This is a genomic window from Streptomyces sp. NPDC048196, assembly GCF_040652715.1.
Taxonomy (GTDB): Bacteria; Actinomycetota; Actinomycetes; order Streptomycetales; family Streptomycetaceae; genus Streptomyces; species Streptomyces siderophoricus.
Genome location: NZ_JBEZMM010000008.1, coordinates 1 through 21,584, shown reverse-complemented (window position 1 = coordinate 21,584; position 21,584 = coordinate 1). Strand labels below are relative to the sequence as shown.

Annotated in this window: 19 protein-coding genes and 1 pseudogene; 12 read left to right on the top strand and 8 right to left on the bottom strand. The window is 73.6% G+C overall.

Annotated features, from left to right (window positions below):
* Window position 1 precedes the first annotated feature (1 nt).
* Entirely contained in the window at window positions 2-1,330 is a 1,329-nt protein-coding gene (gene paaK / locus AB0E02_RS11770) for a phenylacetate--CoA ligase PaaK (protein ID WP_362137855.1), read from the bottom strand.
* 122 nt (window positions 1,331-1,452) lie between these two features.
* Between paaK and AB0E02_RS11765 the strand changes: the two genes are divergently transcribed.
* Both AB0E02_RS11765 and AB0E02_RS11760 read left to right on the top strand, forming a co-directional pair.
* Entirely contained in the window at window positions 1,453-2,151 is a 699-nt protein-coding gene (locus AB0E02_RS11765; protein ID WP_362137854.1) for an alpha/beta hydrolase, read from the top strand.
* Window positions 2,152-2,276: 125 nt separating this feature from the next.
* Window positions 2,277-2,918, top strand: coding sequence for a chorismate mutase (locus AB0E02_RS11760; protein WP_362137853.1), 642 nt, complete (start codon window positions 2,277-2,279; stop codon window positions 2,916-2,918).
* 57 nt (window positions 2,919-2,975) lie between these two features.
* Here the strand turns inward: AB0E02_RS11760 and AB0E02_RS11755 are convergent, their stop codons facing one another.
* A complete protein-coding gene (locus tag AB0E02_RS11755; protein WP_362137851.1) occupies window positions 2,976-4,604 on the bottom strand; it encodes an acyl-CoA synthetase in 1,629 nt (542 codons plus the stop codon).
* Window positions 4,605-4,793: 189 nt separating this feature from the next.
* On the opposite strand from AB0E02_RS11755, the gene AB0E02_RS11750 reads away from it, so the two are divergent.
* The 5 genes from AB0E02_RS11750 (at window position 4,794) to AB0E02_RS11730 (ending at window position 9,103) form a co-directional block, all read left to right on the top strand.
* The gene (locus tag AB0E02_RS11750) at window positions 4,794-5,594 is read left to right on the top strand and encodes a crotonase/enoyl-CoA hydratase family protein (protein WP_362137850.1); all 801 of its coding nucleotides are present in this window, start codon (window positions 4,794-4,796) and stop codon (window positions 5,592-5,594) included.
* 16 nt (window positions 5,595-5,610) lie between these two features.
* Entirely contained in the window at window positions 5,611-6,561 is a 951-nt protein-coding gene (locus AB0E02_RS11745) for an OB-fold domain-containing protein (protein WP_362137849.1), read from the top strand.
* Window positions 6,558-7,607 carry a thiolase domain-containing protein gene (locus tag AB0E02_RS11740; RefSeq protein ID WP_362137848.1) on the top strand — a complete coding sequence of 350 codons (1,050 nt, stop codon included), beginning with the start codon at window positions 6,558-6,560 and terminating at the stop codon, window positions 7,605-7,607. Before AB0E02_RS11745 ends, AB0E02_RS11740 begins: the two co-directional genes overlap by 4 nt.
* Window positions 7,604-8,770, top strand: coding sequence for a thiolase domain-containing protein (locus AB0E02_RS11735; RefSeq protein ID WP_362137847.1), 1,167 nt, complete (start codon window positions 7,604-7,606; stop codon window positions 8,768-8,770). Before AB0E02_RS11740 ends, AB0E02_RS11735 begins: the two co-directional genes overlap by 4 nt.
* Window positions 8,771-8,863: 93 nt before the next feature.
* A complete protein-coding gene (locus tag AB0E02_RS11730; protein WP_030798778.1) occupies window positions 8,864-9,103 on the top strand; it encodes a DUF397 domain-containing protein in 240 nt (79 codons plus the stop codon).
* 14 nt (window positions 9,104-9,117) lie between these two features.
* On the opposite strand, the pseudogene AB0E02_RS11725 reads toward AB0E02_RS11730, so the two are convergent.
* The 3 genes and pseudogenes from AB0E02_RS11725 to AB0E02_RS11715 form a co-directional block, all read right to left on the bottom strand.
* Window positions 9,118-9,845 (bottom strand): annotated as a pseudogene (locus AB0E02_RS11725) (leucine-rich repeat domain-containing protein).
* A 66-nt stretch (window positions 9,846-9,911) separates the two neighbouring features.
* Window positions 9,912-10,640, bottom strand: a complete 729-nt coding sequence (locus AB0E02_RS11720) for a maleylpyruvate isomerase family mycothiol-dependent enzyme (RefSeq protein ID WP_362137846.1) — start codon at window positions 10,638-10,640, stop codon at window positions 9,912-9,914.
* The gene (locus tag AB0E02_RS11715; protein ID WP_362137845.1) at window positions 10,637-10,801 is read right to left on the bottom strand and encodes a hypothetical protein; all 165 of its coding nucleotides are present in this window, start codon (window positions 10,799-10,801) and stop codon (window positions 10,637-10,639) included. The genes AB0E02_RS11720 and AB0E02_RS11715 overlap by 4 nt, the downstream gene beginning before the upstream one ends.
* A gap of 60 nt (window positions 10,802-10,861) precedes the next feature.
* On the opposite strand from AB0E02_RS11715, the gene AB0E02_RS11710 reads away from it, so the two are divergent.
* The 3 genes from AB0E02_RS11710 (at window position 10,862) to AB0E02_RS11700 (ending at window position 12,478) form a co-directional block, all read left to right on the top strand.
* Window positions 10,862-11,470 (top strand): ABATE domain-containing protein, encoded by a 609-nt coding sequence (locus AB0E02_RS11710; RefSeq protein WP_362137844.1) that lies wholly within the window; start codon window positions 10,862-10,864, stop codon window positions 11,468-11,470.
* A gap of 10 nt (window positions 11,471-11,480) precedes the next feature.
* Entirely contained in the window at window positions 11,481-11,876 is a 396-nt protein-coding gene (locus tag AB0E02_RS11705; RefSeq protein WP_030798786.1) for an ACT domain-containing protein, read from the top strand.
* A gap of 101 nt (window positions 11,877-11,977) precedes the next feature.
* Window positions 11,978-12,478, top strand: a complete 501-nt coding sequence (locus AB0E02_RS11700) for a hypothetical protein (protein WP_030411306.1) — start codon at window positions 11,978-11,980, stop codon at window positions 12,476-12,478.
* 87 nt (window positions 12,479-12,565) lie between these two features.
* Here the strand turns inward: AB0E02_RS11700 and AB0E02_RS11695 are convergent, their stop codons facing one another.
* Both AB0E02_RS11695 and AB0E02_RS11690 read right to left on the bottom strand, forming a co-directional pair.
* On the bottom strand, window positions 12,566-14,569 hold the full coding sequence (locus AB0E02_RS11695) for an N-acetylmuramoyl-L-alanine amidase (protein ID WP_362137843.1): 2,004 nt from the start codon (window positions 14,567-14,569) through the stop codon (window positions 12,566-12,568).
* Between the two features lie 330 nt (window positions 14,570-14,899).
* On the bottom strand, window positions 14,900-16,033 hold the full coding sequence (locus AB0E02_RS11690; protein ID WP_362137841.1) for an aminoglycoside phosphotransferase family protein: 1,134 nt from the start codon (window positions 16,031-16,033) through the stop codon (window positions 14,900-14,902).
* Window positions 16,034-16,319: 286 nt separating this feature from the next.
* Between AB0E02_RS11690 and AB0E02_RS11685 the strand changes: the two genes are divergently transcribed.
* Entirely contained in the window at window positions 16,320-17,849 is a 1,530-nt protein-coding gene (locus AB0E02_RS11685) for a hypothetical protein (RefSeq protein ID WP_362137840.1), read from the top strand.
* A gap of 233 nt (window positions 17,850-18,082) precedes the next feature.
* Here AB0E02_RS11685 and AB0E02_RS11680 read toward each other — a convergent pair whose 3' ends face one another.
* The gene (locus AB0E02_RS11680) at window positions 18,083-19,549 is read right to left on the bottom strand and encodes a SpoIIE family protein phosphatase (protein WP_362137838.1); all 1,467 of its coding nucleotides are present in this window, start codon (window positions 19,547-19,549) and stop codon (window positions 18,083-18,085) included.
* Between the two features lie 310 nt (window positions 19,550-19,859).
* On the opposite strand from AB0E02_RS11680, the gene AB0E02_RS11675 reads away from it, so the two are divergent.
* A complete protein-coding gene (locus AB0E02_RS11675) occupies window positions 19,860-21,284 on the top strand; it encodes a HEAT repeat domain-containing protein (RefSeq protein ID WP_362137837.1) in 1,425 nt (474 codons plus the stop codon).
* Window positions 21,285-21,584: the final 300 nt, after the last annotated feature.

Here is a 21,584-nt window from a genome sequence, read left to right as displayed (position 1 = left end):
GTCACGCGGGGTCCCGCGGCCGGGCGTCCACGATCCGCTTGATCTTGCCGACCGAGCGCTCCAGCGTCTCCGGATCGACGATCTCCACGGCGACCGAGACCCCGATGCCCTCCTTCACCCCGCGGGCGATCAGCCCCACGGCCGCCGTACGCGCCTCGGGGCCGGCATCGGGGCGGGCCTCGGCGCGTACGGTCAGCTGGTCCATCCGGCCCTCGCGGGTGAGCCTCAGCTGGAAGTGCGGGGCGACACCGGGCGTGCGCAGCACGATCTCCTCGATCTGCGCCGGGAAGAGGTTGACCCCGCGCAGAATGATCATGTCGTCGCAGCGTCCGGTGATCTTCTCCATCCGGCGGAAGGCCGGCCGGGCGGTGCCCGGCAGCAGCCGGGTCAGATCGCGGGTGCGGTAGCGGACGACCGGCATCGCCTCCTTGGTGAGCGAGGTGAAGACCAGCTCGCCGTGCTCACCGTCCGGCAGCACCTCACCGGTGACCGGGTCGACCACCTCCGGGTAGAAGTGGTCCTCCCAGATGTGCAGCCCGTCCTTGGTCTCCACGCACTCCTGGGCGACCCCGGGGCCCATCACCTCCGACAGCCCGTAGATGTCCACGGCGTCGATCGCGAACCGCTCCTCGATCTCCCGGCGCATCTGCTCGGTCCAGGGCTCGGCACCGAAGATGCCGACCTTCAGCGAGGTCGACCGCGGATCGATGCCCCGCCGCTCGAACTCGTCCAGCAGGGTGAGCATGTAGGACGGCGTGACCATGATGATCTCGGGCCGGAAGTCCTGGATGATCTGCACCTGCCGGCCGGTCATCCCGCCGGACGCCGGGACGACCGTGCAGCCCAGCCGCTCCGCGCCGTAGTGCGCGCCCAGCCCGCCGGTGAACAGCCCGTAGCCGTAGGCGATGTGGATCGTGTGGCCGGGCCGGCCGCCGGCCGCGCGGATCGAGCGGGCGACCACGTCCGACCAGTGGGCGAGGTCGCGTTCGGTGTAGCCGACCACGGTCGGGCGGCCGGTGGTGCCGCTGGAGGCGTGCAGGCGCCGCACCTCCTCCTTGGGGACCGCGAACATCCCGAAGGGGTACTGCGCACGCAGATCGTCCTTGACCGTGAACGGGAAACGGGCCAGGTCACCGAGCGTCCGGCAGTCCTCGGGGCGGACCCCGGCCCGGTCGAACGCCGCACGGTAGAAGGGCACGTGGTCATAGGCATGGCGCAACGAAGCGCGCAGCCGGGTCAGCTGGAGGTCCCGCAGGGCGTCCGGCGCGAGCCGTTCCGCGTCGTCGAACGCCGTGCTGTCCGTCGCCCTGCCCGTGGCCGCTTCCGGCATGGGGTGTCACCGCCTCGTCTCCCTACCGATCATTCGGTAGCTGCATGCTGATCCAAGTAATCAGCGTGCGGCGAACACGTCAAGGGGCGTGCCGCAGCCTGCCCCCGGGTAGCGTCCAGCGCATGAGTGACGTCCGGAAAGTGCAGGTAGGTGACGTTCGGCTGGCGTACCGGGTGTGGGGAGAGGAGGACGCGCCCCCGGTGGTGCTGCTGCATTGCCTCGGCGAGGACGGCGAGGACTGGCGCGGTGTGGTCGGCCGGCTCGCCGGCACCCACCAGGTCTTCGCCCTCGACCAGCGCGGCCACGGGCACAGCGACTGGCCGGGGGAGTACGGCTTCGCCCGCTGGCGGGACGATGCGACCGGCTTCCTCCAGGCGCTCGGGCTGAAGCGGGTGACCCTCGTCGGCCACTCGTCCGGCGCGCTGACCGCGCTGCTGGTGGCCGCCGACCGGCCCGAGCTGGTGGACCGGCTGGTCCTGGAGGAGGCCGCCCCGCCGCTCCCCGCCGACCCGCCGCAGGAGGCACCGGAGCAACCGGCCGGCCCGCAGGCCTTCGACTGGCGCGCCAAGACGGCGGTGGTGGCCGAACGCAACGCCCCCGACCCGCAGTGGTGGGAGTGCCTGCCGCGGATCACCGCCCCCACCCTCGTCATCGCCGGCGGCCCCACCAGCCACATCCCCCAGGACCACCTCGCGCGGATGGCCTCGCTGATCCCCGACGCCCGCCTGGTGACCGTCGAGGGCGCCGGCCACCTCGTCCACGAGGACCGCCCGGGCGAATTCCTCGCCGCGGTCACCTCGTTCCTGCCGCCCCCGCGGTAGCCGGCCGCGCGGACCCGGGGCCGGCGGGCGCGCCCGTCCCTTAGGCTCGCGGCCGTACGCCTCCCCGCGTACGGCCCGCCGGGGGAACTCCCCCCGGCCGCCCGGACGTTCCAGAAAGGCCGACCGTGCAGCTGACCCTCTCGACGCGTCGCGCGCTCATCGCCGGCGCCGCCGCGACCCTGCTGTTCACCGGGGCCGGCGGTGCGGTCGCCGCCCCCGCGGCCCCTGCCTCTGCCCCCGCACCCGCGGCCCCGGCCGTCGCCCGGGCGCACTCCCCGTACGCCGCGCTCCGCCCGCTCGCCGCGCTGTCCGCGGAGCGGCTGGCAACCGGCGACCTGGTGGCCGCGGCGAAGTGGGGCACCGGCGGCCCGATCGACGATCCGGCCCGCGAGCAGCAGGTGCTGGACGCGGTGGCCGAGCAGGCCCGGCAGCTCGGCGCCGACCCGGCCGCGACGGTGCGGATCTTCCGGGACCAGATCGAGGCCAACAAGATCGTGCAGCGTGGCCTGCACCGCCGCTGGGAGGCCGATCCCTCCCAGGCCCCGGCCGAGCGCCCCGACCTGGGCGAGGTCCGCAAGGAGATCAACCGCATCAACACGGAACTGGTCCGCGCCATCGCCGCCTCCGCGCCGGCCCGCTCGGCACCGTCCTGCCACCCGCTGCTGACGGTGGCCGGCGCCCGGGTGCGCCACGCCCGCCACCTGGACCCGCTGCACACCGTGGCCCTGGCCCGCTCGCTCGCGTCGGTGTGCGGGGCGGCCGGCTGAACGGCCGGGCCCCGGCCGACGACCGGGGCGGTACGGGCGGGCGCGCCGTCGCGGCCCTCACGCCCGCCGTTCGCCCGCCGCCACCGCCTTCGCCCAGCGGTAGTCGGCCTTGCCGCTCGGGGAGCGCTGGATGCGGTCGGTGAAGACCACCGCGCGCGGGACCTTGTAGCCGGCCAGCCGGGTGCGGCAGTGGGCCTGGAGGGCGGCCAGGTCCAACGGCCCGCTGCCGTCGCGGAGTTGCACCACCGCGGAGACCCGGTTGCCCCACCGTTCGTCCGGGACGCCCGCCACCAGCGCGTCGTAGACGTCCGGATGGGCCTTCAGCGCCTGCTCGACCTCCTCCGGATAGACCTTCTCGCCACCGGAGTTGATGCACTGCGAGCCCCGCCCGAGGACGGTGACGATGCCCTCCTCGTCGACGGTGGCCATGTCGCCCAGCAGCACCCACCGGTCGCCCCGCGCCTCGAAGAAGGTCTCGGCGGTCTTCGCCGGGTCGTTGTAGTAGCCCAGCGGGACGTGACCGCACTGCGCCAGCCGCCCCACCTCGCCGGCCGGCACCGGCTCGTGCGTCGCCGGATCGACCACGGCCGTACGGGAGTTGACCCGCAGCCGGAACCCCTTCGCGGGACCCGAGTCGTCGGTGGCGGTGCCGTTGAAGCCGGACTCCGAGGAGCCGAAGTTGTTGAGCAGCACCGCGTTCGGCACCAGCGCGGTGAACTGGGCGCGTACGGTCTCGGAGAGGATCGCGCCGGAGCTGCTGACGCTGAACAGCGAGGAGCAGTCGGTGCCCTTGAGCGGCCCGGCGAGCGCGTCGACGAGCGGGCGCAGCATCGCGTCGCCCACCAGCGACACACTGGTGACCCGCTCCCGCTCGACGGTCCGCAGCACCTCCTCGGGCACGTACTTGCGGTGCAGGACGACCTTCTGGCCGAAGTGGAAGGCGATGAACGCGGTCAGGGCCGAGGTGCCGTGCATCAGCGGGGGAGTGGGGAAGAAGACGATCCCCTCGCCGCCCGCCGCGACCCGTTCGGCCAGCTCCTGCGGCCGGCCGACCGGGTCGCCGGTCGGGGCCCCGCCGCCCATGCCGGAGAAGAAGAGGTCCTCGTGCCGCCACATCACGCCCTTGGGCATCCCGGTGGTGCCGCCGGTGTAGATGACGATCTGGTCGTCGGCGGAGCGCGGCCCGAAGCCGCGGTCCGGTGAGCCGGCCGCCTCGGCGTCCGCGAGCGCGACCGGCGCCAGGGCCGGTTCGGGGGCGCCGTCCGGCGGGGTGCCGACCCGGACCAGGTGCCGCAGCCGCGGCGCCCGCGGCAGGGCGGCGGCCACCCGGCCGGTGAACTCCGCGTCGAAGACCAGCCCCACCAGGTCCGCGTCCCGGTAGAGGTACGCCAACTCCTCTTCGACATAGCGGTAGTTGACGTTCACCGGCACGGCGCGGATCTTCAGGCAGGCGTACACCGCCTGGAGGTAGGGGACGCCGTTGTAGAGGTGCAGCCCGACGTGGTCCCCGGGGCCGATGCCCCGGTCGGCGAGGTGGTGGGCCAGCCGGTTGGCGGCGCGGTCCAGCTCCGCGTAGGTCAGCCGCCGCTCCGCGCCGGTCCCCGGGTGGTCGAGGTACACCAGGGCCTCGCGATCGGGCACGGTGTCCACGATCGACTCGAAGAGGTCGGCAAGGTTGTACTCCACGTCTCCTCCAGACCGGGCGGCGTCGGCGCAGGGAGGCCCGCGGGTCCGGACCCCGGCGGTCATTAGAGCGCCCGGGGCAGGAGCAGGGAAGGGGCCCGGCGCAAGTAATCTGACTACCTGTCAGAAAAGCCTTGAACTCACCGTGCGGCTACTGCAACCTGTTCTCGTTCCTGCAGACGGGAGACCGCAATGGGTGGGACCGAACACCTCACCGTGCAGCGCGAAGGCGCCACACTGGTGCTCACGCTCAACAGGCCCGACGCCAAGAACGCACTCTCGCTCCCCATGCTCGTCGGCCTCCACGACGGCTGGGTGGCGGCCGACGAGGACGACGCGATCCGCTCGATCGTGCTCACCGGCGCCGGCGGATCGTTCTGCGCCGGGATGGACCTCAAGGCCCTGGCCGGCAAGGGCATGGCGGGGCAGCAGTACCGCGACCGGCTCACCGCCGACCCCGACCTGCACTGGAAGGCGATGCTGCGGCACCACCGCCCCCGCAAACCGGTGATCGCCGCCGTCGAGGGCCACTGCGTGGCGGGCGGCACCGAGATCCTCCAGGGCACCGACCTCCGCGTCGCGGGCGAATCCGCCACCTTCGGGCTCTTCGAGGTCAGGCGCGGACTGTTCCCCATCGGCGGCTCGACGGTCCGCCTGCAACGCCAGATCCCGCGCACCCACGCCCTGGAGATGCTGCTCACCGGCCGCCCGTACACCGCCCGCGAGGCCGCCGGCATCGGCCTGATCGGCCATGTCGTCCCCGACGGCACGGCACTCACCAAGGCCCTGGAGATCGCCGAGCGGATCAACGCCTGCGGGCCGTTGGCGGTGGAGGCCGTCAAGGCGTCGGTGTACGAGACCGCCGAGATGACCGAGTCCGACGGGCTCGCCGCCGAACTCGCCCGCGGCTGGCCGGTCTTCGACACCGCCGACGCCAAGGAGGGCGCCCGCGCCTTCGCGGAGAAGCGACCGCCCGTGTACAAGCGCGCCTGACCCCGAGGAGCCCGTGATGCCCGCAGTCCTCAAAGCCCCGCTCGTCGTCGAATTCCCCTTCACCCGCTCCCTCGGACCCGTCCAGAGCGCCTTCCTCACCGGACTGCGCGAACGCGTCGTCCTCGGCGTGCGGACCCGCGACGGCCGCACCCTGGTCCCGCCCGTCGAGTACGACCCCGTCACCGCCGAGGAGATCGGCGGCCGCGGCGGCCTGGTCGAAGTGGCCCCCACCGGCACGGTCACCACCTGGGCCTGGAACCCCGAGCCCCGCCGCGGCCAGCCCCTCGGCACCCCCTTCGCCTGGGTCCTGGTCCGCCTCGACGGCGCCGACACCGCCCTGCTGCACGCCCTCGACGCCCCCGGCCCCGAGGCCGTACACACCGGCATGCGGGTCCGCGTCCGCTGGGCGGCGGAACGCACCGGCGCCATCACCGACCTCGCCTGCTTCGAACCGTACGACGGCGACCCGGCCGAACCCACCCACCACACTGGCGGGTTCACCGACCCGGTCACCGGCATCGTCGCCCCCGCCCGCCTCGACTACGTCTACTCGCCCGGCCGCGCCCAGACTGCCTACATCCACGCCCTCTCCGAGCGGCGGACCGTGGGCGAACGCTGCCCGTCCTGCCGGAAGGTGTACGTCCCGCCCAGGGGCGCCTGCCCCACCTGCGGAATCGCCACCTCCGAGCAGGTCGAGGTGGGCCCGCGCGGCACCGTCACCACCTACTGCATCGTCAACATCAAAGCGAAGAACCTGGACATCGAGGTCCCCTACGTCTACGCCCACATCGCCCTGGACGGCGCCGGCCTCGCCCTGCACGGCCGGATCGCCGGCATCCCCTACGACCAGGTGCGGATGGGCCTGCGCGTCGAGCCGGTGTGGACCGAAGGCGGCCGCTACCCCGACCACTACCGCCCCACCGGCGAACCCGACGCGGAGTACGACACCTACAAGGAGCTGCTGTGACGCGTGAGATCGCGGTCGTCGCCTTCGCCCAGACCGGCCACCGGCGCACCAGCGACGAGCTCTCCGAGGTGGAGATGCTCCTCCCGGTGCTGCACGAGGTCCTCGACCGGACCGGCCTGAGGACCAGCGACATCGGCTTCACCTGCTCCGGCTCCTCCGACTACCTCGCCGGCCGTGCCTTCTCCTTCACCATGGCCCTCGACGGCGTGGGCGCCTGGCCGCCGATCTCCGAGTCGCACGTCGAGATGGACGGCGCCTGGGCCCTGTACGAGGCGTGGACGAAACTGCTCACCGGCGACGCCGACACCGCCCTCGTCTACGCGTACGGCAAGTCCTCACCCGGCTCCGTGCGCGACGTCCTGACCCGCCAGCTCGACCCGTACTACGTCGCACCCCTCTGGCCGGACTCCGTGGCGCTCGCCGCGCTCCAGGCACAGGCGCTCATCGACGCGGGCGAGACGGACGAGCCCGCCCTCGCCGCGATCGGGGCCCGCAGCCGCACGGACGCCGCCGCCAACTCCCATGCCCAGCTGCGCGGTCCGGTGCCGCACGGCGACTACGTCGTACGGCCGCTGCGCACCGGCGACTGCCCGCCCATCGGCGACGGCGCCGCTGCGGTGATCCTCGCCGCCGGGGACCGGGCCAGGGAGCTGTGCGCCCGGCCCGCCTGGATCCGCGGCATCGACCACCGCATCGAGGCGCACGGCCTCGGCGTCCGCGATCTGACCGACTCGCCGTCCGCCCGGCTGGCCGCCGAGAAGGCCGGAGCCTTCCAACGGCCGGTCGACACCGCCGAGTTGCACGCACCCTTCACCGCGCAGGAGGTCGTCCTGCGCAAGGCGCTGCGGCTCGGCGACGAGGTGTGCGTCAACCCGTCCGGCGGGGCGCTCGCCGCCAACCCGGTCATGGCCGCCGGCCTCCTCCGCATCGGCGAGGCCGCCGCCCGCATCCACCGCGGCGCGTCCGACCGCGCCCTCGCCCACGCCACATCCGGCCCCTGCCTGCAACAGAACCTGGTCGCCGTCCTCGAAGGGGATCCCCGATGAGCAAGGAGCCCGTGGCCGTCGTAGGCATCGGCCAGACCAAGCACGTGGCCGCGCGGCGGGACGTGTCGATCGCCGGACTCGTCCGCGAGGCGGCCCAACGCGCCCTGTCGGACGCCGAGTTGACATGGGCCGACATCGACGCCGTCGTCATCGGCAAGGCGCCCGACTTCTTCGAGGGCGTCATGATGCCCGAGCTCTACCTCGCCGACGCGCTCGGCGCCGTCGGCAAGCCGATGCTGCGGGTGCACACCGCCGGCTCGGTCGGCGGCTCCACCGCGCTCGTCGCCGCCAACCTCGTCGCGGCCCGCGTCCACGGCACGGTCCTCACCCTCGCCTTCGAGAAGCAGTCGGAGTCCAACGCGATGTGGGGCCTCTCGCTCCCCGTCCCCTTCCAGCAGCCGCTCCTCGCCGGCGCCGGCGGCTTCTTCGCCCCGCACGTCCGCGCCTACCTGCGCCGCACCGGCGCCCCGGACCACGTCGGCTCCCTCGTCGCCTACAAGGACCGCCGCAACGCCCTCAAGAACCCCTGGGCCCACCTCCACGAACACGACATCACCCTGGAGAAGGTCCAGGCCTCACCCATGCTGTGGGACCCGATCCGCTACTCCGAGACCTGCCCCTCCTCCGACGGCGCCTGCGCGATGATCCTCACCGACCGGGCCGGCGCCGCGCGCGCCCCGCACCCGCCGGCCTGGATGCACGGCGGGGCGATGCGCAGCGAGCCCACCCTCTTCGCCGGCAAGGACTTCGTCTCCCCGCAGGCCGGCAAGGACTGCGCCGCCGACGTCTACCGCCAGGCCGGCATCACCGACCCACGCCGGCAGATCGACGCGGTGGAGATGTACGTCCCCTTCAGCTGGTACGAACCCATGTGGCTGGAGAACCTCGGCTTCGCCGACGAGGGGGAGGGCTGGAAGCTCACCGAGTCCGGCGTCACCGAGCTCGACGGCGACCTCCCGGTCAACCCCTCCGGCGGCGTCCTGTCCACCAACCCCATCGGCGCCTCCGGCATGATCCGTTTCGCCGAGGCGGCGCTGCAGGTGCGCGGCCGGGCCGGCGACCACCAGGTCGCCGGTGCGCGCAGAGCACTCGGACACGCCTACGGCGGCGGCTCGCAGTTCTTCTCCATGTGGCTGGTCGGCGCCGAACCGCCCGCCACCTGACGGTTGTGCCGGCCCGCCCCGCCACGTCCTCTGTCCGTCCCCGGGCACAGTGGCTAGGCTGACCGCGGACGGCGAACCGGGAGGAGCGGCGACGTGGCCGACAGCATCACCGAGCAGCGGCTCGCGGGCGGGCCCAGGCCCGATCTCGACCTGACCCAGGCCGAGTGGCAGTCCAGCAGCCAGGGCGTGGGCGACGTGCAGATCGCCTTCGTCGAGGGCTACATCGCGATGCGCAACCGCCGCAGCCCGGAGATCCCGGCGCTGATCTTCAGCCCCGCCGAGTGGCGCGCCTTCGTCCTCGACGCCCGCGACGGGGAGTTCGACCTCACCTAGGGCGGCGGCCGCCGTCAGGTGAGCACCACGCACCCGTTCGCGCGCAGCGCCCGGACCGGCTCCGCACCGTCGTCCACGGCGTTCCAGCGCAGATCCAGTTTCTCCAGCGACGCAAGCCCGGTGATCCACCCCGGCAGCTCCGCGATCCGGTTGCCGCGCAGATCGAGCCGGGCCAGCCGGGGGAGCCCACGCAGCGCCCCCGGCACCCCGGGCAGGGCGTTGTCGCGCAGCTCCAGCACCCGCAGCTCGTGCAGCGCGGAAACGCCCGCCGGCAGCCCGGTCAGCGCATTGCCGCCCAGCCACGCTTCACGCAGCCGCCCGAGCCGCCCCACCGCCGGCGGGAGCTCGGCCAACCCGGCGCGCTGCGCACGGAGTTCGACCAGCGAGGCCATCCGGCCCAGCGCGTCCGGCAGCCGGCCGAGCGGGTTGTCGCCGACGTTGAGGTAGCCCAGCCGGTCCAGCCGGCCGAGCGCCTCCGGCAGGGCGGTGAGGCGGTTGTCGTGCAGATAGAGGTAGCGGGTCAGCCCGGTCAGCTCGCCGATCTCCTCGGGGATCCCGGTCAGCGCGTTGTGGCCGAGGTCCACGGTGTGCAACGCCCGCAGCCCGCCCAGCGCCGCCGGGACCGAGTCAGGGCGTTGTCGGCGAGGATCAGCACCTCCCAGTCGGCGCGCCGCCACACCTCGGGCGGCACCGAACTCAGCCCGGCCTTCCAGAAGTTGAGCGTGCGGGGCGAGGTGAGCACGGCGGAGTCCCTTCAGGGGGTGAGGGCGGGGCGGTCGGGAGCCGACCGGGCGGACCGGGCGCGTCCCTACGGCCAGTCGAGCAGCTCCGGCAGTGCGGCCGGGCGGCCCGACCGGCGGCACTCCAGCGGCCGGTGCGGAGCGCGGCCGGCCAGCCAGGCCGCCAGGTCGGTGAGACGGCCGCGGACGGTCACCTCCGGCGCGCCGGCGGCACCGTACTCCCGCCGGAACGCCTCGTCGGTGGCCTCCACCACGAGAGGTACGTCCTTCGGGGCGCGCGGCGCCAGATGACTCAGCAGGTGGTGGCACAGCCCGTGCGGCCAGTCCTGCGGGCCGTGGCCGAGCCGGGCGTCCGCGGTGTGGATCTCCAGCTCCCGCCACCAGGCCCACAGCACCGTGCGCAGATCACCGTCCCGGTAGCGCACCGGGCGCGACCAGTCGGCCGGGCCGACCGCCGCCCAGGCCGCCGAGGACTCGTCCAGCGCGGCCCCCACCGCGTCCCGCAATTGTGCCGCGCCCCGCACCGCACCGGCCTCGATCCCGGCCGCCCGCTCCGGGCGCCCGCCGTCGTACAGCTCGACCAGCTCACCGCGCAGCGCGTAACGGGCCTGCCGGGCGGTGGCCCGGGCGATGCCCTCGATGTGCGCCAGGACATGGGCGCGGGACCAGCCGGGCAGCGCGCTCGGCTCGCGTACCGCGGGGTCCGTCAGCCCGGGCAGCAGCGCCCGCAACCGCTCCTGGCCCGCCTCGATCGCCTCGCGGACCGCCTCGGCCGACAGGGTGGGTTCCTTCGTCACGGCCACAGCAGCTCCTTCCTCCGGTTCTCGCCGGTCCGGCGGTGGGCCGGCCGGGTGTGCTCGCGTTCCACCGGGTCGCCGGGCGGGTCCACCGGATCGGAGAGCGGCCGTGCGCCCGCGAACACCGAGTGTGCGCACGGCAGTTGACGAAGAACGACCATGTTCCCCGCTGGGCTCCCCCGACGTACCTAATGGTTGGCGGCGACGTTACCATTAGTCCCATGACCGCAACACGGCTCGCACTGGATCTCGCCGTCACCATCCGCCACGACGGCCACGGCGGTGTCACCGACGACCTGGCCGACCCGGACGGACTCACCGCCTGGATCGCCGACCGGACCGCCCTGCTCGACTGCGCCGCCGACCCGGCCACCGCCGACCCGGCACTCCACACCGCCGTACGCGAACTGCGCGCCGCGGTCCGCGCGCTCTTCGCCCGCGCCGTCCGCCCCGGACCGCCCAGCTCCGCCGACGCCCACCGGCTCCTCCCCGAAGACACCGCACTGCACCGGCTGAACACCGCCGCCGCCCTCGTGCCCACCTCCCCCCGCCTCAGCTGGGAGCCCGACGCCCCGCCCACACTGCGGCTGCACCCGCACGGCACCCCGCCCGCCGCCGACCGGATCGTGGCCGCACTGGCCCGCGCCGCCCTCACCTTCCTCGCCGGCCCCGACCGCGCCCGGCTGCGTGCCTGCCCCGCCCCCCGCTGCGTCCGCTACTTCGTCAAGGACCACGCCCGCCAGGAATGGTGCAGCCCCTCCTGCGGCAACCGCGCCCGGGTCGCCCGCCACCACGAGCGGCACAAGGAAGGACGGCCCAACCCCTCGTAAGGTGGGCGGCATGACCGGTGAACGCGACCTTCCGACCCTGCTGAGCGGGATGCGCCCCGAACTGAACGAGGGCCGGTACGTCTTCACGACCGTGCGCGGCGCGATCCCCGCCGGACTCGCCCCGGTCGTCACCGTCGCCGAACCCGAAGGACTGACCCTCGTCCTGCGCCAGGAGGAAGCCGACCGCACCGGCCTGCCGTACGACTACGTCGCCGGCTGGATCACCCTGCGGGTGCACTCCGCACTGGACGCGGTCGGGCTCACCGCCGCCGTCGCCACCGCCCTCGCCGACGCCGGCCTCAGCTGCAACGTCGTCGCCGGCTTCCACCACGACCACCTCTTCGTGCCCCACGAGGCGGCCGACGAGGCACTGCGCCGCCTCGGTGAACTGGCCGGACGGGCCTGACCCCCGGCACCCCGCACACCACCCGCCCCACCTGCGCGCACACCGCCCACGACCCCGACGTCCGGCGCGGCGGCCCCGGCCGGGCCACGTACGATGGCGGCATGTCCTTCCTCCGCCGCCGCAGCGCAGCCACGCCCGCCGGTCCCGACTTCGACGTTCTCGCCATGGACCCGGGGGACTGGCCGGGCAATCTGGGCGCCGGCCTGCTGCCCGCACCCGACGGGAGCTGCCAGGGCGTCTTCCTCCGCTACGACCTCTTCGGCGGCCGCGGTCCCGCGATGATCATCGGCAACCTCCCGGAGGGCTCCCCGGCCCGCGAGCTGGAGGACGACCAGGTGCCCTTCGAGGTCGCCCAGCTGCTCGCCGCGCTCGGCAACGACGACCCGGTCACGGTCGTCGAGAGCGAGGACACCCCCGTGATGCACGACGACAACCTGCTGATCGTCAAGCGCATCAAGTGCTCCGAGAGCCGCATCTCCTGCGCCCAGTTCGACCGCAGCGACGGCGTCCTGGTCACCATCGCCAGCTGGGACCGGCCGATCACCGACGACCTCTACGCGCTGCTCAAGCCGCTGCCGGCGGAGCTCTTCCAGCAGGGCTGACACCCCGGACGGGGCAGCACGGCGCGCCCGGTGGACGGCATCCCGTCCACCGGGCGCGCGGCTCATCCGCTCACCCGGGCATCCGGGTCACGACGCCGACCGCCGCACGTCCACGTCGGCCGCCCGCACATAGCCCACCCGGTGCCCCAGCTGGATCTCGTAGTAGACGTCCGCACCCCGCACGATCGTGTGCTTCGAGACGTCGAACGTCGGCGCGTAGAAATACTCGCCGGTCACCCGGCCGCCGACCGCGTACCGCTGCCCCGCGCCGATCGTGTACGGCAGCGGGGCAACCGACTGGTACGGCACCCCGGCCGGATAGGCGGCCTTCTCCGGGTACGCCCGGCCGTAGACCGGGATCTCCTCCCGGCCGGACTTCGGCGTGGCGATCAGCCCCTTGGCGTTCACCGCTGTCGGCGCACCGTGCGGATTGCGGAACCACGCCACCTGCCCGAGGTACCAGATCGCGGTCCAGTCACCGTCCCGGCCCGCCAGCGCGAACCGCTGCCCCGTCGTGGCCCGGGCCCCGGTGTCGTTCACGCCGTCCGTCGAGTCGCTGCCGTCCTGGTGCAGCCCGACGTCCTTGACCAGCGGAGCGCTCCCGCTCGGGGCGGTGTGCAGCCGGACCGCCGCGGAACCGTGCGGCGCGCAGGCGTCCCCCGGCTTCTCGCAGCCGGAGTAGCGCGGCCGGTTGCGGTCGTAGTCGGGAAGGATGGTGACCAGCCCGCCGTGCTTGCCCGCCGTGGCGTGGAACGGCTTGCCCAGCAGCTCGAAGTAGTGCGCCCAGTCCCAGTACGGCCCGGGGTCGGTGTGCATCCCCGGGATCGTGGACGTCGTCGTGCCGGGCACATTGTCGTGACCCAGGATGTGCTGCCGGTTCAGCGGCACGTCGTACTTGCGGCTCAGGTACTTCACCAGCCGGGCCGAGGACCGGTACATCGCCTCCGTGTACCAGGCGTCCGGCGCGGCCAGGAAACCCTCGTGCTCGATGCCGATGGAGTGCGAGTTCACGTACCAGTTGCCGGCGTGCCAGGCGACGTCCTTGCCCGGTACGTGCTGGGCGATCAGCCCGTCCGAGGACCGCACGGTGTAGTTCCAGGACACGTACGTCGGGTCCTTGATCAACTTCAGCGTGACGTCCCACGACCCCTCGGTGTCATGGATGACGATGGTGTCGACCTTCTGGTCCCGCGGCCGGTCCGCCTTGTCGTGGTTGCCGTAGTCGTGGTCGCCGAACTCCTCGTACGGCGCCGGGACCGACTCGCACGCCACCTTCCGCGGGCACTCCGGCCCGCGGTCACCACCCGGCGCCGAGGCCCTGGTGACGGCGCCGCCGAGACGTTTCTGCTGCCCGGCGGCGGGGACCAGCCCCGGGACCGCGGGCAGGCCGACCCGCTGCCCGGCATCCGTCGTCCGCGCCTCGCCCTGGCGGATCACCGAGAACACCTCGTCCGCGAACGCCTTGCCGGCGCGCGGATCGTCCTGGCCGCCGTAGCGCGCCACCGCCGCGTACCACCGCGCCGGATCGTCCTCGGCGGACAGCCCGAGCCCGCGCTGCTCCGCGGCGAGCAGCGCCGCACCGCCCAGCACGTTCGCCGCCGGGTCCGTACGCAACCGCTCGGCCGGCAACCCGGTCAGCCGGGCCGCGGCCGGCAACGTACGCAGTCGGGCCGGGAGTTCGGCGGGCAGCGCGGCCTGCTGTGCCGCACCCGCCGGCACCCGCCTGCGGGCGCGCGAGGCGTCGCCCCGGGCGTCCTCGTCACCCTCGCTGAACTCCGGCGCCCGCGCCAGCGCCGTCCGGGCGTCGGTCAGATGCATCGGGCCGTAGCCCCCGGAGACACTCGGCGCGCCGCCGTGACCGTCCCACCGCGACTCCAGGAACGAGACGCCGAGCAGCACACTGCGCGGCACGTGGAAGCGGGCGGCGGCCTTGGTGAAGGCCCGCTGCAGGGCGTCCGTCCGGGGCTGCCCGGCGCTCGCGGACGGGGCTCCGGTGAGCGGGAGCAGCAGCACCGCCGCCGCCACCGCGGTGGTGGACCTGCGCAGGGCGGGGCGATGGGTTCTCTGGTCTTCCGGGGCGGATCCTCGCACAACAGCCTCCTCGAGCCGGCCCGAGCCGGGCGGTGTGACGGATGGTGCACCAACGGCCGTACGGGGTGGACCCGAGAGTAGAGCCCCACGGGGCCCAGAGCCATAGGTGGGCCGACGGCCCGTCATATACCGCACCGGATCGGGATTTCGCATGTCAGGGCATCTCCAGAGGAGCCTTCCCGGACCGCCGCCCGGCCTGCGGGGCGTCAGTGGAATGGACCAATGACCGCGCAGCGCACATGGGTGAGCGGCGCCTCCCGCACAACGGGTGCGCCGCTCACAATCCCCCGCGGGGAAGTGCCGGCAGACAAAGGCACTCCCCCTGGGCGGTCAGCGGGTGCCGACCGCCGCCCGTACCGCACGACGGGCCATCTGGCAGTCGTCGTGCAACCGGCGCAGGAGCAGCCGCTGCTCCTCGCCCGCCGTGGGAACGCCGGGCTGTCCCGGGCCCTGCGTCCCCGTCGGCGTGGGTTCGCGCATGGTCCGCTGCACCGCGGTTTCGTAGCGCCGGATCTCCCGGGTGAGGATCAGCATCAGATTCACCAGGAAGGAGTCCCGCGAGGCGGGACCGGCGTTCTGCGCGAGCTGGCTGATCTGACGGCGCGCCACCGGGGCGTCGCCGAGCACCGACCACAGCGTCGCGAGGTCGTAGCCCGGGAGGTACCAGCCGGCGCTGTCCCAGTCCAGCAGCACCGGGCCGGCCGGCGACAGCAGGACGTTGTTCAGCAGCGCGTCGCCGTGGTTGAACTGGCCCTGGACGTGCGACAGACCGTGCATCAGCTTCTGCAGGTCACCGAGGTCGCGGTCGGTGAGCAGCCCCAGGTCGTGGTAGCGGCCGATCCGGCCGGCGTAGTCCAGCGGGGCGTCGAACAGCCCGGCCGGCGGACGCCAGCGGTTCAGCTGGCAGACCGCGCCGATCGCGGCCCGGATGTCGGCCCGGGGCGGCGCCTCGGCGGGGTGGCGCGTCATGGCCGCGACCCGGCCGGGCATCCGCTCCACGATCAGCGTGCAGTTGTCGGGATCCGCCGCCACCAGCCGCGGCACCCGTACCGGCGGACGATGCCGGACGAATGCGCGGTATGCGCTTATTTCCTGCCGGAACCTTTCCGCCCACGCGGGGGACTGGTCCAGTAAACACTTGGCGACCGCGGTCATACGGCCTGTCGTGCCGACGAGGAGGACGGATTTCCCGCTCCGGCGCAGCACCTGGACCGGATTGAACTCGGGACAGATGCGGTGCACCGAGGCGACCGCGGCGCGCAGCTGTGCGCCCTGGGGCCCGGACAAGTCGAGTCTCCCGCTGAGCGGTTGGGTGCCCGTCCCCGGTGCCCGCCGGGTCCGGCCCCCGGGGAGACCGGGAACCGCCCCCGCGGAAGGAGTCGGGGCGAGATACGGCCCGCTTCCTGTCGGGTGCGGGCGGTGCGGCCGGGCGGGGGCGGTCACGGCGGACGATGCTGCATACATGGGTGAGACAGATCCCTTCGTGCGCCGACGAGTTGCTGTGCGCTCCCCGGCCCGGTGGAGGGAACCCGTGAACGGGCCCCGTGCAGGAGGCCGATCCAGGGCCCCTGTGAAGGGCGCGCACCCTGGGGAATGCGGTCCCGCCACCGGGCCGGGGGCGGCACGTCTACAGAACACTCGGCTGCGGGTGGCAGACCATCTGGCGTGCCCTGGCGAACCCTGGCGAATGGTCGCAGCGCATGTCACCGGCGGTTACTGTCAACTCAGTCGAGGAACCTGGGGGCTTGACGTGGACAGGCAGCCGAACACCCGTCTCGCGGACCTTTTCGGCCTGGCCGGCTGGTCCAAGGGAGAGCTGGCGAGGCTCGTCAACCGGCAGGCGGCGGCCATGGGCCATCCGCAGCTGGCGACCGACACCTCGCGAGTGCGGCGCTGGATCGACATGGGGGAGACCCCCCGGGATCCCGTGCCCAAGGTCCTGGCTTCACTGTTCACCGAGCGCCTCGGCCGTGTCGTAACCATCGAGGACCTCGGGTTCGCCAGAACCGGTCGCTCGGGGAAGCGGCAGGCCATGGACGGTCTGCCGTGGGCTCCCGAACGGACCGCTGCGGTCCTCACGGAATTCACGGGAATGGACCTCATGCTCAACCGACGCGGCTTGGTGGGTGCGGGCGCGGCGCTCGCCGCGGGCTCCGCACTCACCGGCGCCATGCACGACTGGCTGCACACCGATCCGGCCCCCCTCGGCGCCTCCCGCCACGACGACCCGTTCGCTTCCGACTCCTTCGACGAATTCGACCAGATCGGCCTCGACCGCTACGAGGCGGCCCCCGTGGGGTCGCAGGAAATCGACGCGCTGGAGCGCTCGGTGGAGGTCTTCCGCGCCTGGGACGCGGCCCGCGGCGGCGGGCTGCAGCGCAAGGCGGTGGTGGGCCAGCTCAACGAGGTGGGCGGCATGCTCGCCTACCGCCACCCCGACCACCTCCAGCGCCGGCTGTGGGGCGTGGCCGCCAACCTCGCCGTGCTGGCCGGCTGGATGTCGCACGACGTCGGCCTGGAGCCCACCGCCCAGAAGTACTTCATCATCGCCGCCCATGCGGCCCGTGAGGGCGGCGACCGCCCGCGCGCCGGTGAGGCCCTCTCCCGCGCCGCCCGTCAGATGGTCCATCTGGGCCGCCCGGACGACGCGCTGGACCTGATGAAACTCGCCAAGTCCGGCTCCGGCGAGGAGACCCTGCCCCGCACCCGCGCCATGCTGCACACCATCGAAGCGTGGGCCCAGGCGTCCAAGGGGCAGAGCCAGGCGATGCGGCGCACCCTCGGCGAGGCCGAGGAACTGTTCATCTCGGACAAGGGCGACGTCCCGCCCCCGTGCTGGATGCAGATGTTCGACGAGGCGGACCTGCACGGCATGCAGGCCCTGGCGTTCCGCACCCTCGCCGAACACGACCCCGCGGCCGCCAAGATCGCCCAGCACCACGCCAAGCAGGCCCTGGCCCTGAGGGAGGGCGGCCGCCAGCGGTCGCAGATCTTCGACTACATCTCCATGGCCTCGGCCTGCTTCATCGGCGACGACCCCGAACAGGCCGACCGTTACGCCAGATTGGCCCTGGTGTCCATCGGTGAGAACTCCTCCCACCGCACCTGGGACCGGCTCCGCGAAATGTTCCGGCTCACGGGCCAGTACGCGAACTACGCCAAGATCCAGGACCTGCGCGAGGAGATCCAGCATGTCCTGCCGAAGCCCCGGCCCAAGTCCAAGGAAGCACGGCTGGGCCCGGGCATCGGCACGGGCCTGGGGCCGAACCTCTCGGTCTGACGCCCGCCGCCCGCCGCCGACCCCGCTCCGTCAACCCAGGGCCCCGTGCGCTACGGGTCCGACGGCCCCTTGGCTCACGGCCCCTTGGGCCACGGGTTGGCTCAGGGCCCCTTGGGCCACGGGCCCGACGGCCTCCTGCCTCACGGGCCCGCCCACCGACGGCTTCTCGCCTCATGCGGGCGGGGCGGCCGGCTCGCACGATGCCGGTCCGCCCTCGGCTGCCGCGGTGTGTGTCAGTCGCCGACCCTGGCGATCAGCACGCACGCGTCGTCCTCACGCTCGGCGCTGCCGAACTCCTCGACGACGATGCGGACGCTGTCCTGCGCACTGCGGGCCGCGGCGAACCGCGGTGCCAGTGCCAGCAGCCGCTCGGCACTCTCCAGGACCGGGCCGGTGCCGTACGTCGGGCGGGGCGTCAGCCCGTCGGTGTGCAGCACGAGCACGTCACCCGGCTCCAGTTGCTCGGAGCGCTGGGTGTACGCCGCCCCCGACGTCGCCCCCAGCAGAACGCCCTCGGGCGGGTCCAGCGCGCGCCCCGTGCCGCCGCGGAAGAGCAGCGGTGCGGGGTGCCCGGCCTGGGCCCACTCCAGCGTCCGGGTCCGCGGATCGAAGGTGCCGCACACCGCACTGCCCAGCGCCGGCTGGGCGGCGGTGTCCAGCAGTTGGTTGAGCAGCCCCATCAACTGCTCGGGCCGGTGGCCGGCGACCGCCATCCCGCGCAGCGCGCCGAGCACCATCGCCATCCCCGAGGTGGCCGCGACACCGTGCCCGGTGAGATCGCCGACGCTCAACAGCGTCCGGCCGTCCGGGAGTTGCATCGCGTCGTACCAGTCCCCGCCGATCAGCGTGTGGGTACCGGACGGCAGATAACGCCCGGCCAGGTCGAGGGTGACCCGACCGTCCTGCGGGAACCGCAGGGAGCCCCGCCACGGCGGCAGCACGGCCTCCTGCAGCTCGACCGCGAGCCGGTGCTCGGTCTCGGCGATCTGCCGTTCGCGGTGCAGTGAGTCACGGGTCTCGCGCACCGCCTGCTGGCTACGGCGCAGCTCGCTGACGTCCCGCAGTACGGCCCACATGCAGGCCGTACTGCCGTCGGTGTCCAGCACCGGCTCGCCGACCATGTGCACCGTGCGCAGGCTCGCGTCCGGACGCACGATGTTGAACTCGCCGTCGATCGGCCGGCCGTCCACCAGACAGTCGGTGACCATCGTGGCCAGCCCCTCCTGGTCGTCCGCGTACACCAGGGACGGCAGTTCGTCGAGGGTCAGCGGGCCGTCGGCGGGGGACCGGCCGAAGATGGCGAACAGCTCGTCGGACCAGCTGACCTCGTCCGTGAGCAGATTCCACTCGGCGCTGCCCACCCGGCGCAGCAGTGCGCCGCGCTCAGGGGACTCGGGCCCGGCCGGGACCGCCGGTACCTCGGCCGCCGGCTCCGGGGCATCGTCACTCTCGGTGGGCAGGCCCTCTCTCAGCTGGTCGAGATGACCCCCGAGATCGTCGAGGTGATGCACGGCGAGATCGCACAGCGCCCGCTGCCAGCGCAGCTGCGGGTCGGGGGCGAGGCCGGTGTCCACCGTGGACTCCCGGCGCACCGCGTCGAGGTCGCCGCGCAGGCGGCGCGCCTGCGTGATCAGGGCCTCGACCGTGTCGCGCTCGGGGGGCCGGTCGGCTGGATGGTCCGCGAAGAGAGGGGACGGCATGACGTACTCCGTGATCAGGCGGCGCCGGGCTGAAGGGCCGGTAACGACTGTTGCACAGGCGGCGACCGTGCGTAAGGGATTTGGCACTACCCGATACGGTGGTGCAGCTGACATATGCCCCCGGCCTCCCTTGGCAGGCCGGGGGGAATCGGCGGAATGACAGGTTCCAGGCTAGGCTTCGGCCGCCGTACTGCAGGCGTTGCTGTCTATCCATGGTGGGAACGAGGCATACGGCCCGTGGTCACCGGCAAGAATGCCGGTCAGCGGAAATCCCGTTGCCAGCCCGTCCCCCGCACCGGATGCTGACCTCATGTTCGATCCAGACATAGCGCCCAGTGGCACCCTGCTCGGCCTCCTGCAGCGAGGCCGCGGCGACGGGACCCTGCACGCCCTCGCGGCCCCGAGGGCCGAGGCGCTCGGCGCGCTCAACGACAGCGTGCTGCGCGACCCCCGGCGCGACTGGCAGGTGGAGAACCGCTCGCTGTACTACGCGCGCCTCTACATGCAGCTCGACGGCGGGCTCGAGGAGATCGAACGCCACCTCTTCCACCCCGACGACCGCACCGACACCGGTGAGGAGCGCACCGGCCTGGCCCTCGCGGTCCTCGGCCACCTCGCCGCGTACGGCAGGGACGCCGCGCGGCTGCTGCTGCGCAGCTACGCCGCGGTCGGCAGCAACTGGCGCTGGGCGCTGGACGAGCTCGCGCTGCGTGACGACGACGCCGGGCTGATGTCGCTCGCCCCCGCCGTCCTCGCCCGCTTCCCGGAGGACGAGCAGGGCCGGGCCGACCTGGCCGCCGCCGTCCGGGACGCCTTCGAGCCCCGCCCCTGGCGGCTGTGGGCCGAGGACCCCCGGTACGGCCCGCGGCTGGCCGCCGCCGGCGAACAGGGCTCCTTCGACCGCTGGCAGCGCCAGCTGCGGCCGCGCGGACCGCGCCCCGGCTGGAGCGTCGCGGACGTCCTCCGCTGGGCCGAGGAGGGGCTGGAGCTGGAGCCCGCCGAGCACCGGTACCTCGCCGCCGCCCGCTGCCTGGCCGCCGTGGTCGGCCCGGACGACCGCCCCGAGCTGCTCCGGGCGGCGCGCAGCGGCCCGGACGCGGCGCGCGCCGCGGTGCTGCACCACCTCGCCGAGCGCGGCGACCCCGACGTCCTCGACCTGATCGAAACCGTCGTCACCTGCCCCCTCTCCTCCGAGCCGCTGGTCGCCGCCGGGCTCTCCGCCTTCGAGCGGATGCGCAGCGCGGCCGTCGTCGAGCGGGCCCGCGGCTGGGCGCCGCGTACCGACCGGCTGGGCGCGTCGGCCGCCGCCGTGCTCGCCCGTCGTGGTGCGCAGCAGGACGCCGACCTGGTCCTGGCCGCGCTGCGCCGGACCGTCCGAGAGGAAGGCCCGGACGCCGCCGGCCTGTGGGAACTGGTCGACGGCACCGGCCGCCTCGGCGTGGCCTGCGCCGCCCCCGTACTCCGGCACATCTACCGCGAGACGTCCTCCTCCCAGCTGCGCGGCCGGGCCGCCGCCGCGCTCGCCGTCACCGACCCCGGTTTCGCGGCGGGATTCGCCGTCGAGTGCCTCTGGGACTGCGAGGAGACCACCCGCGAACTGGCCGCCCGCCATGCCGCCACCGGCGACGACCGGGTCGTCGAACAACTCCGCCGCCTCGCCGCCGACCCGGCCGAGGAGGCCGAGGTCCAAACGGCCGTCCGCAGCAGATTCGGCCCCGACGCGTCGGCGGTTTGACGCCCACGTACTTGGCTTTCCCGCCGCGGTTGTGGTTCGCCGTTGCGCTTTGCGGCGCCCCCGCACGTACCTGTCTGTCCCGCCGCGGGGCGTCTCGCCGTGCGCTTTGCGGCGCCCCGCACGTAGCCGTCTGTCCCGCCGCGGGGCTCGCTCGCCGTTGCGCTTTGCGGCGCCGCGTACGTGGCTGTCTGCTGCGCCGCGGGTGGTCTGGCCGTTGCGCCTGCGGCGGGCTGGGTGGGTGTCGGGTGCGGTGACGGGCCTGCGGGGCCGGTGTTTGGGACTGCTGTCGCTTTACGTCCC